This window comes from Nafulsella turpanensis ZLM-10 (genome assembly GCF_000346615.1).
GTDB lineage: Bacteria > Bacteroidota > Bacteroidia > Cytophagales > Cyclobacteriaceae > Nafulsella > Nafulsella turpanensis.
In genome coordinates, this window is sequence record NZ_ANNU01000017.1 from 1 (window position 1) to 12,020 (window position 12,020).

Consider the following 12,020-nt stretch of genomic DNA (forward strand, 5'->3'; position numbering starts at 1 on the left):
ATTGTTACCACTAAAAATAAAAAGGTCGGAAGAAAAAATCTTCCGACCACTCCTGTCATGAATAGGCCGCCTTTTTTATGCTTCAAATTTTTGAGCTTTCAGGTATTCATGTTTTAGTAATGGACAGATTTTATAACGCTCATCCTTGGTATCTTCATACATCGCCTCCAATAACTCATATACCTGTCCTACTCCTATCCGCTCACACCATTCAAAAGGTCCGTAAGGATAATTGGTACCAAGTTTCATTCCCAGGTCTATATCTTCCCGTGAAGCAGTTCCTTCCTGTACAGTGTAAAAAGCCTCATTAATAATCATGCAGATCACCCGGGGCGTAGCCATCCCTACCCTGTCGGCCACAACTGCTATTTCTGTTCCCAGGACCTTACCTACTGCTTCCACTCTTTCCCTGGCTGATTCCTCCAGCAGGCTTACCTCCAGGAGCGGTCGGTTTAAAAAGGTGGGAAGGCCATTAAAGCGAACCAGCATGCAGGCAATTTCAGGATTATAATACTGCACCTCAGCCAGACTCATTTTTGGCATATTGCAAAAAACCAGCAAATGGTCATGCTCAAGGTACAGTTCAATATTTTCAGGCTCCTCATCGAGGGTAAAATCAAATACCACTTCTGCGGAAGTCAGCTCCTCTGCAATATCAGCAGTTTCAGAAAAAAAATGATAGTCTAGTGGAGCATCCTGCGATGAGCCGGCAAACTTTTCTCTGAACTTGGCCAATATTCGTTCGTTCCCTACCGCAAGTATTTTCATATTTTTCTTAATTTTGGCTGTAAAACTAAGGCTTTTCGCTAATTAACGAAGGAAAATGAATAAAACAATCATCCACACCCCAAAAGCGCCGGAACCTATTGGCCCGTACAGCCAGGCTATTTATAAAAACGGAACCCTCTATGTTTCAGGCCAGATTGCCCTTAACTCCAGTTCAGGAGAACTGGTTACCGGGAACATCAGCCTCGAAACACATCAGGTAATGAAGAACATTCAGGCGGTGCTGGATGCGGCGGACCTCACTTTCGAGCATGTGGTTAAATGCTCCATTTTCTGCCGTAACCTCGAAGATTTCCCGCTGATTAACGAGGCTTACAGCCTTTACTTTGGCGACGATGCCCCTGCCCGCGAAACGGTGGAGGTAAGCCGACTGCCCAAAAATGTAAATGTAGAGATATCCTGTATCGCGGTGGCCTGATGCACCTGCTCCCCTTTTACCAGCAGACTATTGTGCTTCCATACGAAGCCCCGGAAACAGTACGGCGCCTTCAAAGGACCATTCGTCCGCTGGAAAAAGGGGTTGAGTATGCAGAGGAGAATGAAAATAAGTTCCTGTTCAATGGCTGGCTAAAAGAAGGCCGCTTCCGGATAAGCCGGAAGGTCAGCCACCCGGAAAACTTCCTGCCCCTGATGTCGGGGCGCATCGAAGGCACCTCCGTGGGCAGTATTCTCTTCGTTCGCTACCGGATGTTTTCCAGTGTAGTCATGTTCCTGATCTTCTGGTCGCTCATCTGCCTGTTGCTGAGCCTCTTCTTCCTGCTTGTTCATCAGGAAACCCTCTACGCCCTCCTTTCCTTTGGATTAGGCGTGATAAATTATGTAATTTCCACCAAGAACTTTTTTCTGCAGGTCCGAAGCAGCCAAAAGGCACTGGACAAGGCGCTGAACGGGTAGGTTTGGTTGATGGTTTTTCGTGGCTCGTGCTTAGTGGCTGCTTTTAGTATTAAGTAGTCAGTATTAAGGATAAAGACGCTACCGTTTATTGCTCATGAGTTTGCCTTTGCGATAGAGTGTAGTGGTGAATTACCTCCTGCCCTGGCTCTTGACGCTTGGTTCCTGGTTCTAAAGTCTTACGTCTATTGTCCATCGTCTCTCATCTCCTGTCTCAAGTCTCATATCTCTCCTCTAAACCTTTAACCTTAACCGATTTTTTATAATTTTGCAGCAAACAGATATTTTTTATGGAACAAGAGGTAAGAGTACGATTTGCACCAAGCCCTACCGGGCCTTTACATATTGGCGGCGTAAGAACCGCTCTCTACAACTATTTATTTGCCCGTAAGACCGGCGGTAAAATGATTCTCCGGATAGAAGATACCGACCAGACCCGCTTTGTACCCGGCGCCGAACAGTATATACAGGATGCCTTAAAATGGGCCGGTATTGAGCTGGACGAAAGCCCCTGGACTGGCGGCCCCTACGGCCCTTATCGCCAGAGCGAGCGCAAGCCCGACTATATGCAATATGCCATTCGGCTGGTTGAGGAAGGGAAAGCCTACTATGCCTTCGATACTCCGGAAGAGCTGGATGCCATGCGTGAGCGCCTGAAAGCTGCCCGGGTAGCTACCCCGCAGTATAATGCCATTACACGCATGCAAATGAAAAACAGCCTTACCCTGCCCGAAGATGAAGTAAAGGCAAGGCTGGAAAGCGGTGAGCCCTATGTTATCCGCATTAAGATACCACGCAAGGAAGAAATTCGCCTCAACGATATGATTCGCGGCTGGGTAATGGTACACTCCTCTACCCTCGACGACAAGGTACTGATGAAGTCCGACGGCATGCCAACCTACCACCTGGCCAATATCGTCGACGACCACCTCATGAAAATTACGCATGTAATTAGAGGCGAAGAATGGTTACCATCGGCTCCCCTGCACGTGCTGCTGTACCAGTACTTTGGCTGGGAAGACAGTATGCCACGCTTTGCCCACCTACCCCTGCTCCTGAAGCCCGATGGCAACGGCAAGCTTAGCAAGCGCGATGCCGAAAAACATGGCTTTCCCATTTTCCCGCTGGAATGGGTCGACCCGGTATCAAACGAAAAAGTGGCCGGTTTCCGCGAAGATGGCTATCTGCCCGATGCCTTTGTAAACTTCCTTGCCTTTCTTGGCTGGAGCCCCGGCACTAATGAGGAGTTATTTACCCTGAATGAACTCATTCAGGCCTTCAGTATTGAGCGCATCGGTAAATCGGGCACCAAGTTCGATATCGACAAAGCCAAATGGTTTAACCAGCAGTACCTCCGCCAGAAGCCCGATGAGGAGCTCGGGAAAATGCTGCTGGAGCAGCTGAAGCAAAATGGTATAGACGCCGATATGGAAAAAGCTACCAAAGTAGCGGTGGAGGTAAAGGAGAGAGCCGTATTCCCGGCCGACCTGTGGCAGGAAGGCGCCCTGTTCTTTGTCCGCCCGGCTACTTACGATGAAAAAGTAGCTGAAAAGAAATGGAATGAAGAGGCGGCTACCATTATCGGCCAGTTCAAAGATTCGCTGCAGGAGGTTGAGACACTCGATGCTGAAACAGCCAAAAACACCCTTAACGAAGTGCTGGAAAGAAACAATGTAAAGATTGGTCGTGTTATGCAGGCACTAAGGCTTGCTTTAACCGGCGTGGGTTCCGGCCCCGACCTGATGAATATTATCGAAATTATCGGAAAAGACGAAACCGTAGCCCGCCTGGAGCAAGCCTTGCAACAACTGCAAGTAAAATAAAAAGGCCATGGCACGAAAATCAGATAAACCAGATAAAAAAAAGAAAGACCCTAAAGTAAATCCTGAACTGGAGGGTTTCGACGTACGGATTGATTCTTTCGGCGAAATAAAATCGAACCTGAATATCGATAAAATCAATGAGTTCCTGAACCGCAGTGTAGATGATAAAAAGCTGCGCGACCGGGCAGATCTTGAGTTCATTAAGGAAAAAGAAGCACGAAAGAAGAAGAATAAAACGAAAGATGAGCAGCAGGAGGAGGATGACGAAGATCAAAATCCTTAATCGCTAGCAATAAACCATATGCAGTCGCACGAAATCGATTACCGCATCCTGGGCGAGAGCATTCAGGTGGTAGAAGTTGAGCTGGATCCACAGGAAACAGTTATTGCCGAAGCCGGCGCCATGTTGTACATGGAAGAAGGCATTAATTTTAAAACAAAGATGGGCGATGGTTCCGAAGCGAATGACAGCCTCCTGGGGAAAATCTTTAAGGCCGGCACGCGTATGGTAAGCGGTGAATCGCTGTTTATGACTCACTTTACCAATGAAGGCGGCCGCTCGGCTAATGGTAAGGCAAAGGTGGCATTCTCAGCCCCCTACCCGGGCACCATTATTCCGATTGACCTGCGCAACATGCATAACAATGAGGTTCTGGTACAAAAGGATGGATTTTTGTGTGCAGCTTATGGCACCAAAGTATCCATTGCTTTCAATAAAAAACTTACCAGCACCTTCTTCGGTGGCGAAGGTTTTATTCTGCAGAAGTTAAAGGGCGACGGTAAAGCCTTTGTGCATGCCGGCGGTACCATTATTGAAAGACAGCTCAATAATGAAACCCTGCGGGTAGATACCGGCTGCGTAGTCGCTTTTGAGCCCACAATCGACTTCGACATTCAGCGAACCGGCGGCCTCAGAAGTATGGTGTTCGGCGGCGAAGGCCTCTTTCTGGCAACCCTCCGCGGTACCGGAAAAGTATGGCTGCAGTCTATGCCTATCCGTAAACTAATTGACGTCTTATTGCCACACGGCAAAAACAGCGACAAAGGAAGCAGCTCTATTCTGGGCGGCTTGTTTGAGGAGTAGATTTGATCTTCAAACCATTCTACTGTAAAGAAGCGCTACAAAACTGCTTATCAGAAAACTAAATATGGCCTTTTGGCCTCTTTGAAAAGGGTATCAGCATTGGTACCCTTTTTTTATACTCCAGGTATTCCGTACCAAACTTTTCTTCCAGGCTCCTTTCCTCCAACTGAATGCCTATCAGGATATACACCACAATAGAAAGGCTGGTGATAAGGTTGGCGGTAGTCGGCACATAAAGCCAGAACCCCAGGGCAACTAAAATAGTCCCGGCATACATCGGGTGCCGGACATAAGCCAGCAATCCTTCTGTTTGTAGCTGTTCACCTCTTTCCTCAGGCTCAAGCCCAAGAAAAGCCTTTAGCTTATATTGCCTGAAGCTTAAGCGAATAACGATTACTCCCCAGCTTGCCAGCACAAGCGCTCCAAAACGAGTGAGTGTGTAGGGCGGGAACCACCTCTCACCTGAAATCAGAAAGTTATAGTACAGTATACCGATAAGCCCCAGAAACGCCAGCGAAGAGTAGGCAAGTCGGTAATTGGTGGCGGACATATTGAGCCGCTGCTTCATAATTGATTTGACCCATTGGCGTGCCAGCAGACTGTGCAAAGAAAAGTAGCCTAGCCAGAGAATTGCCAATAGGAAATATGCTGCCTTCATTCGAAATTATTATATTTGATGCGCCCATAAAGGGACAGCCAAATGCTGCTCCTGTTCAGTTTTTAGAATATGTACCTGCCTAAAGGTACAAACCTTTTTAACCCGCTACCCAACTGTATGCTAAAATTAGCCCTAATTAGAGAAGGAAAGCAGCCTAACGACCGCCGCGTGGCGCTAACTCCTGCCCAGGCAAAGAAGCTCAGCCATGCATATGCTCAGGTACAGGTTGTAGTCCAGAAAAGTGCTGCCCGCTGCTATCCTGACCACGAATATTCCGAGGCTGGCATTGCCGTGCAGGAACAGGTAAATGACTGCGACATACTGTTGGGTATTAAAGAGGTACCCGTACAACAGCTGATAGACGGTAAAACCTATCTTTTCTTCTCTCACACCATTAAAAAGCAGCCCTATAACCGCAAAATGCTGCAGGAGATCCTGAAAAAGAACATCCGGCTGATTGATTATGAAAAGTTAACAGATGAAAACGGGAACCGACTGGTTGGCTTTGGCCGCTGGGCAGGCATTGTGGGAGCCTACAATGGTATTTGGGCCTGGGGCAAGCGGTTTAACCTGTTCGATCTCCACAGGGCCAGTAACTGCTTCAATCTGGAGGAGCTACAGAAAGAATATTCTAAAGTAAAGCTTCCGCCAATTAAAATCGCTGTGACCGGCGCCGGAAGAGTAGCGGGCGGAGCCATTGAAGTGCTGAAAGGAATGAAAATCCGCCAGGTAGAACCGGCAGCGTTTATCGATAATGAGTTCCAGGAAGCTGTATTTACCCAGCTCCGCAGCCAGGACTATCACCTTCGCCGCGATGGCGGGGATTATAACAGAGAGGAATATCACCAGAATCCATGGCTTTATGATGCTGATTTTGCCAAGTACACCCGGGTAACCGACCTGCTCATTGCCGCCGCTTACTGGAACCCTAAAGCACCCGTTCTTTTCTCCAGAGAAGAAATTAAAAAAGAAGACTTCAAAATTAAAGTTATTGCTGATGTTACCTGCGACATAGAAGGCTCCGTGCCTTGTACCCTTAAAGCAAGCACCATAGCCGAGCCGCTCTACGATTATGATCCAGCAAAAGAGGCTGTTACCACTCCCTTATCCGACCCGGCCAACTTAACCATAATGGCCATCGATAATCTTCCCTGCGAGCTTCCCCGCGACGCATCGGAGAACTTTGGCAAACAGTTAATGGAACACGTCCTCCCTTACCTGCTGGGAGAAGACAGCCGCAATATTATTAAACGCGCTACTATAACAGATAATGGAAAACTATGCCCCGGCTACGAGTACCTGCAATCTTATGTAAATGAACAGGATTAAAATATAGTGTGAGGCAGAATTGATTCCCCTGCTTATCCTGTCATGTCTCCTGCTGCCTTGCCTGTTCTTTTCTCTGCCCCGCAGGCTCCTTACAACCATGATTTCTTTCTGAAAGTATACACCATTCCTCCCAGCAGCAGCAGCATCAGTATCCAGACAGAAAGGTAGCCGTATTTCCACTGGAGTTCCGGCATATACTCAAAGTTCATCCCGTATACCCCTACAATAAAAGTAAGCGGAATAAAGATGGTGGAGATAATAGTGAGCACCTTCATTACATCATTGGTGCGGGTGCTAACGGTAGAGTGATAGAGGTCGACCATGCCGGAGAGCAGGTCGCGGTACGTTTCGACTGTATCAATAACCTGTATCATATGGTCATATACATCGCGTACAAATAGTTGCGTTTCCTTCTGAATGATGGCAAAATCTTCCCGCTCCAGTTTGTAAATCACCTCCCGCAGGGGCCAGGTAGAGCGTCGCACTGCCAGCATTTCGCGCTTTAGGTTATAAACTGCATCGAAATTATCTTTCGTGGCATTCACAAGCAGGCGTTCTTCCAGTTCGGCCATGGAGTCTCCTACTTTTTCCATTATTACGAAATAGTTATCAACCACTGTATCGAGGAGGGCATAGAGCAGGTAGTCGGCCCCACGGGTTCTTATACGGCCCTTCCCGGCCCGCAGGCGTTCCCGCACAGGCGTAAAGGTGTCGCCTTCCCGCTCCTGGAAAGAAAGGACAAAGTTTTTACCCAGCAGCAGGCTTACCTGCTCCATCTGTACCCGTTCCTTTTCTGTATCATATTCCATCATTTTCAGCACCACATAAATATATCCTTCGGCCTCTTCTATTTTAGGTCGCTGATCGGTACTGACAATATCTTCGATAGTTAAAGGATGAATGCCATAATGCTTACACACCTTTTCTACCAGTTCTACATCATGCACCCCGTTAATATTGATCCAGCTGGTTTTGGTGGCATCCCGGTAGGAGAAAGTTTCTTCGGCAGTTTGCAGCTCGACCTCTTCTAACCCTTCGCCATCGTAATTAAAGAGACTAATATTTACCGGCTCAACTGTTCTGGTTCCTGTATAATAAAGGGAGCCGGGCGGCATCCCTACCTTTTTAGAGCTGTTTTTAAAGAAGCGCCCCATATGGCGGGCGGTGTGTATAGCCTTTTTGGCGGCACTTTTCTTTTGCTTGGGCTTAGACATTCAGTAATAGTATTGAATTATGGAGGTGGGCTTTTTATTCATTTCAATGAATTTAAAAAGCATAAGGCATCTGATGGCGCTTCTTCACCTCTTTTTTTTAGTTGTTTTATAATGAAGTTGAATAAGTCCTGTATCAAATTGTTTTACAGAAATAAGCTCTACACCTTGCTCGGGACGCCCATCCTGGAATAGCTTTATTCCATTGCCGACTAAAACAGGAATAATGGAAATGATAAATTCGTCAATCAGCTCGAGCCTCAGGAGTTCATTTATCACCTCTGCCCCACCGTCGCAGAATATATTCTTCCCCTGCTCTTTTTTAAGCCGGTTTACCAGCTCCTTTAAACTGCCTGAATAGAAATTGATGTTTCCTTCTTTAGGCCTGTCGGTACGGGTAATAACATATATTTCCTTGCTGGTATGGGGAAACTCAGGAACCTGGCCCATCACCCAGTCATATGTTTTTCTTCCGAGAATGACACAGTCAACTGTAGATATAAAGTTATTGTACCCATAATCCTCTCCTTTTTTCTGAACGCGGTCTAAGAAGCTCAGATCATTACCTGGCTTTGCTATGTACCCATCTAAGGAGGTGGCTATATACACAATTAGTTTCCTGTTCTTCATTTTCAGATATTTTTGCCCGTGATCCTTCCTGACATAGGTGTAACTATCGCTAAATGAAACTTAACAAAAAAAGCAGCCATCTCACAATAGCTGCTTTTTTAAATTATTTTTATTTCTTCTTATCCGTTCATGGACACCAGGAACTCTTCATTGTCGCGGGTATGCTTCATTTTTTCGAGCAGGAACTCCATGGCTTCATTCGAATTCATATCGGCCATAAACTTACGGAGTATCCATACCTTCGACAGCACATCCTTATCCATGAGCAGGTCTTCGCGGCGGGTGCCGGAAGCCGGAACATCAATAGCAGGATATACCCTTTTGTTAGCCAGTTTCCGATCGAGCTGAAGCTCCATGTTACCGGTACCCTTAAACTCTTCGAAGATTACCTCATCCATTTTAGAGCCTGTTTCAATGAGCGCCGTTGCGATAATAGTAAGGGAACCACCATTTTCCACATTACGGGCCGCACCAAAGAAACGCTTAGGCTTATGAAGTGCATTGGCGTCCACACCACCTGAAAGGATTTTACCGGACGAAGGCACTACGGTGTTGTACGCACGGGCAAGGCGGGTAATAGAGTCGAGCAGAATTACCACATCGTGCCCGCATTCAACCATACGCTTGGCCTTCTGTAATACAATACTCGAAACTTTAACATGACGCTCGGCCTGCTCGTCGAAGGTAGAGGCAATTACTTCTGCCTTTACACTGCGGGCCATATCCGTTACTTCCTCAGGGCGTTCGTCAATCAGCAGAATCATCAGGTAACATTCCGGATGATTTTCGGCAATGGCATTGGCTATTTGCTTCAGCAGAACGGTTTTACCTGTTTTTGGCTGCGCCACAATCATACCACGCTGGCCTTTTCCTATTGGAGAGAAAAGGTCTAGTATTCGGGTAGAATAGTTATTAGGGGCAGTACTGAGGTTTAGTTTTTCCTGCGGAAACAGGGGTGTTAGGTGCTCAAACGCAATTCGATCGCGTATCTCTTCTGTTGTTTTCCCGTTTACGGTCTCCACACGCAGCAGGGCAAAATACTTTTCTCCTTCTTTCGGCGGGCGGATTGAGCCACGCACCGTATCGCCGGTTTTAAGGTTAAAGAGCTTTATCTGGGAAGGAGAAACGTAAATATCGTCGGGAGAGGCAAGGTAATGGTAATCGGAGGAGCGAAGGAAGCCGTAGCCATCCTGCATAATCTCAAGCACCCCTTCGTTCTCAATCAGGCCATCGAAATCCTTGATGTTAGCGGCTGGCTGGTCGCGTTTCTGCGGAGCATTTTGCTGCTTACTATGCTGGGGCTTCTGAGACTGAGGTTGATTGTTGTTCGGTTGATTACGGTCCTGGTTAGACTGATTTTTGTCTTCTCCATCACTGGAATCCCGCTTGTCCTGGTAATTGTTATTGCTGTTGTTATCCGGTTTCCGCGGGCGACGACCTTTATCTTTGTCGTTACTACGGCGATTAGAATCATTGTTGCGTCCGCCGCCGCTGCTTCGGTCCTGCTGTGGCTGCTCTTCCTCTGCTACTGCAGTGCCTTCTTCCTCTTCCACTACCGGGGCCACATTTTCCCGCTTCATAATCCGGTTTCTCTCCTGCTGCTGGGCAGGGGTACGCTGTTCGGCCGGGCGGGCTTCAGTAGCCCGCTCGTCTTTGCCTCTTTGGGCGGCAGGGCGTTGTGCGGCATCCCGCTGAGCGTCACCACGCTGAGCGTCACCACGCTGGGCGTCACCACGCTGGTTATTTTCTTTCCTGTCCTGGTTCTGCGCAGATTCCTTCTCGGGGGCATTATCAGCTGCTGGGGTATCTTGCGGGGCTGATTTCTTTTTAGGGAGGGCAGATTCGGGGTTTACTGCCTGGTGGTCCAGAATCTTGTAAATCAATTCTTTCTTGGGCAGTTTCTTATAATTTTGTACGCCCATCTCCTCCGCAATTTCTTTCAACTCGGAAAGAAGCCTAAGATTTAGTTCTTCAATTTTGTACATAATAGGGTGTTAGACATAAAGTCAGGAACGACCTCGATTGGATAAAGGTGATTAATAATTAATCTAAAAAGAATGACTAAGTGTTTTCTAAGAAATGATTTCTACGTGTGCTCTGGAAGCAAAGTGCGTTAAAGAAAGTGCAATTATATGCAGATGACGGACAATAAGCAAGCTTTCCAATTTTTATTTAAGCACGCCTAAAAAACCTTCCATTAAGTCTCAATTGCTGAAAAAATACGCTAATTTTACAACCTTTTGCAAGGTAATCAATAACTTAGTATGTTACAACTTATTTACATTAAAGATAATAAGGATACTGTCTTAACCGGCCTGAAGAAAAAAAAGTTTGCCAGAGCCGAAGAAACCATTGAAAAAGTTTTGTCGCTCGATGAAGAGCGTCGCCATACACAGCAGCAACTGGACAAAATACTGGCAGAAGCCAATAATACGGCCCGCCAGATAGGACAGCTCATGAAAGAGGGCAAAAAAGAGGAAGCCGAAAAAGCCAAATCTGAGGCTGCACAATCTAAAAGCCAGAGCAAGGAACTCAGCGATAAACTTTCTGCCACCGAAGAGGAACTCACACGTTTACTCTACACCATCCCTAATGTTCCCCACCCGCGCGTACCCGAAGGCAGTGGCGCCGACGACAATGAGGTGGTGGTGGAAGCGGGCGAAAAGCCTTTCCTGCCTGCTACGGCTCAGCCTCACTGGGAGCTTATTAAAACATACGATATTATTGACTTTGAGCTTGGCAATAAAATTTCCGGCGCCGGCTTTCCTGTTTATAAAGGCAAAGGAGCCCGCCTGCAGCGTGCCCTCATCAATTATTTTCTCGACGAGGCCATTGCCGCCGGCTATACCGAAATTCAGCCACCCCTGCTGGTAAATGAAGACAGCGGCTACGGCACCGGTCAGCTCCCCGATAAGGACGGGCAAATGTACCACGCTACCGAAGACAACCTTTACCTGATTCCTACGGCGGAGGTACCTATTACCAATATTTTCCGCGATGTAATTTTAAAGGAAGATGACTTTCCGGTAAAATGCGCCGGCTATACGCCCTGTTTCCGTCGCGAGGCAGGCTCATGGGGTGCGCATGTTCGCGGCCTTAACCGCCTGCACCAGTTCGATAAGGTAGAGATTGTGCAGATTGCCCACCCGGATCGGTCTTACGAAGTACTGGAAGAAATGCGGAGACACATTATCGGTCTGCTTGAAAAACTGGAACTCCCTTACCGTATCTTAAACCTTTGCGGAGGTGACCTCGGCTTTACCGCCGCCCTTACCTACGACATGGAAGTGTGGAGCGCAGCTCAGGAACGCTGGCTGGAAGTAAGCTCTGTTTCGAATTTCGAAACCTACCAGAGCAACCGTCTGAAGCTCCGCTACAAGCCAACAGAAGGCAAAGGCACTCAGCTGGCCCATACCCTCAACGGAAGCGCACTCGCCCTGCCGCGCATACTGGCCGCTATTCTGGAAAATAACCAAACGGAAGACGGTATAAACATACCAAAGGTACTGCGCCCTTACTGCGGTTTCGAGAAGATTTAAATAAATTCCATCAACACTTTTTTATAACACAAAAATGGCCAGTCCCTTATTTCATGGACTGGCCTTTCT

The 12,020-nt window shown here is 47.4% G+C and carries 12 protein-coding genes; 7 read left to right on the top strand and 5 right to left on the bottom strand.

Annotated elements, in window-relative coordinates; translation table 11 throughout:
* Window positions 1–75: 75 nt before the first annotated feature.
* Complete coding sequence (locus F752_RS0107720; RefSeq protein WP_017731154.1) at window positions 76–768, bottom strand: 3-hydroxyacyl-CoA dehydrogenase family protein; 693 nt, start codon at window positions 766–768, stop codon at window positions 76–78.
* A 55-nt stretch (window positions 769–823) separates the two neighbouring features.
* On the opposite strand from F752_RS0107720, the gene F752_RS0107725 reads away from it, so the two are divergent.
* The 5 genes from F752_RS0107725 to F752_RS0107745 all read left to right on the top strand — a co-directional run bounded on the left by F752_RS0107725 (window position 824) and on the right by F752_RS0107745 (window position 4,584).
* On the top strand, window positions 824–1,204 hold the full coding sequence (locus tag F752_RS0107725) for a RidA family protein (RefSeq protein ID WP_017731155.1): 381 nt from the start codon (window positions 824–826) through the stop codon (window positions 1,202–1,204).
* Window positions 1,204–1,680, top strand: coding sequence for a hypothetical protein (locus F752_RS0107730; protein WP_017731156.1), 477 nt, complete (start codon window positions 1,204–1,206; stop codon window positions 1,678–1,680). The genes F752_RS0107725 and F752_RS0107730 overlap by 1 nt, the downstream gene beginning before the upstream one ends.
* A gap of 287 nt (window positions 1,681–1,967) precedes the next feature.
* Complete coding sequence (gene gltX, locus F752_RS0107735) at window positions 1,968–3,500, top strand: glutamate--tRNA ligase (RefSeq protein ID WP_017731157.1); 1,533 nt, start codon at window positions 1,968–1,970, stop codon at window positions 3,498–3,500.
* Window positions 3,501–3,507: 7 nt separating this feature from the next.
* Window positions 3,508–3,783 (top strand): hypothetical protein, encoded by a 276-nt coding sequence (locus F752_RS0107740; protein ID WP_017731158.1) that lies wholly within the window; start codon window positions 3,508–3,510, stop codon window positions 3,781–3,783.
* 18 nt (window positions 3,784–3,801) lie between these two features.
* Window positions 3,802–4,584 (top strand): TIGR00266 family protein, encoded by a 783-nt coding sequence (locus F752_RS0107745; protein WP_017731159.1) that lies wholly within the window; start codon window positions 3,802–3,804, stop codon window positions 4,582–4,584.
* Between the two features lie 58 nt (window positions 4,585–4,642).
* Here the strand turns inward: F752_RS0107745 and F752_RS0107750 are convergent, their stop codons facing one another.
* The gene (locus F752_RS0107750) at window positions 4,643–5,242 is read right to left on the bottom strand and encodes a methyltransferase family protein (RefSeq protein WP_026135592.1); all 600 of its coding nucleotides are present in this window, start codon (window positions 5,240–5,242) and stop codon (window positions 4,643–4,645) included.
* Between the two features lie 117 nt (window positions 5,243–5,359).
* Between F752_RS0107750 and F752_RS0107760 the strand changes: the two genes are divergently transcribed.
* Entirely contained in the window at window positions 5,360–6,571 is a 1,212-nt protein-coding gene (locus F752_RS0107760) for an NAD(P)-dependent oxidoreductase (protein ID WP_026135593.1), read from the top strand.
* Window positions 6,572–6,660: 89 nt separating this feature from the next.
* On the opposite strand, the gene corA is transcribed toward F752_RS0107760, so the two are convergent.
* The 3 genes from corA to rho all read right to left on the bottom strand — a co-directional run bounded on the left by corA (window position 6,661) and on the right by rho (window position 10,397).
* Window positions 6,661–7,785 carry a magnesium/cobalt transporter CorA gene (corA, locus tag F752_RS0107765; protein WP_017731163.1) on the bottom strand — a complete coding sequence of 375 codons (1,125 nt, stop codon included), beginning with the start codon at window positions 7,783–7,785 and terminating at the stop codon, window positions 6,661–6,663.
* Window positions 7,786–7,869: 84 nt separating this feature from the next.
* Window positions 7,870–8,412: a dihydrofolate reductase family protein gene (locus tag F752_RS0107770; RefSeq protein ID WP_017731164.1), complete on the bottom strand. Its 543-nt coding sequence runs from the start codon at window positions 8,410–8,412 to the stop codon at window positions 7,870–7,872.
* A gap of 119 nt (window positions 8,413–8,531) precedes the next feature.
* Window positions 8,532–10,397 carry a transcription termination factor Rho gene (rho, locus tag F752_RS0107775; RefSeq protein ID WP_017731165.1) on the bottom strand — a complete coding sequence of 622 codons (1,866 nt, stop codon included), beginning with the start codon at window positions 10,395–10,397 and terminating at the stop codon, window positions 8,532–8,534.
* 279 nt (window positions 10,398–10,676) lie between these two features.
* Between rho and serS the strand changes: the two genes are divergently transcribed.
* The gene (gene serS / locus F752_RS0107780; RefSeq protein ID WP_017731166.1) at window positions 10,677–11,951 is read left to right on the top strand and encodes a serine--tRNA ligase; all 1,275 of its coding nucleotides are present in this window, start codon (window positions 10,677–10,679) and stop codon (window positions 11,949–11,951) included.
* Window positions 11,952–12,020 lie beyond the last annotated feature (69 nt).

Excerpts from the sequence above, each read along its gene's own strand:
- F752_RS0107720 (WP_017731154.1), bottom strand. The coding sequence starts at position 768 with ATGAAAATACTTGCGGTAGGGAACGAACGAATATTGGCCAAGTTCAGA.
- F752_RS0107725 (WP_017731155.1), top strand. The coding sequence starts at position 824 with ATGAATAAAACAATCATCCACACCCCAAAAGCGCCGGAACCTATTGGC.
- F752_RS0107730 (WP_017731156.1), top strand. The coding sequence starts at position 1,204 with ATGCACCTGCTCCCCTTTTACCAGCAGACTATTGTGCTTCCATACGAA.
- gltX (WP_017731157.1), top strand. The coding sequence starts at position 1,968 with ATGGAACAAGAGGTAAGAGTACGATTTGCACCAAGCCCTACCGGGCCT.
- F752_RS0107740 (WP_017731158.1), top strand. The coding sequence starts at position 3,508 with ATGGCACGAAAATCAGATAAACCAGATAAAAAAAAGAAAGACCCTAAA.
- F752_RS0107745 (WP_017731159.1), top strand. The coding sequence starts at position 3,802 with ATGCAGTCGCACGAAATCGATTACCGCATCCTGGGCGAGAGCATTCAG.
- F752_RS0107750 (WP_026135592.1), bottom strand. The coding sequence starts at position 5,242 with ATGAAGGCAGCATATTTCCTATTGGCAATTCTCTGGCTAGGCTACTTT.
- F752_RS0107760 (WP_026135593.1), top strand. The coding sequence starts at position 5,360 with ATGCTAAAATTAGCCCTAATTAGAGAAGGAAAGCAGCCTAACGACCGC.
- corA (WP_017731163.1), bottom strand. The coding sequence starts at position 7,785 with ATGTCTAAGCCCAAGCAAAAGAAAAGTGCCGCCAAAAAGGCTATACAC.
- F752_RS0107770 (WP_017731164.1), bottom strand. The coding sequence starts at position 8,412 with ATGAAGAACAGGAAACTAATTGTGTATATAGCCACCTCCTTAGATGGG.
- rho (WP_017731165.1), bottom strand. The coding sequence starts at position 10,397 with ATGTACAAAATTGAAGAACTAAATCTTAGGCTTCTTTCCGAGTTGAAA.
- serS (WP_017731166.1), top strand. The coding sequence starts at position 10,677 with ATGTTACAACTTATTTACATTAAAGATAATAAGGATACTGTCTTAACC.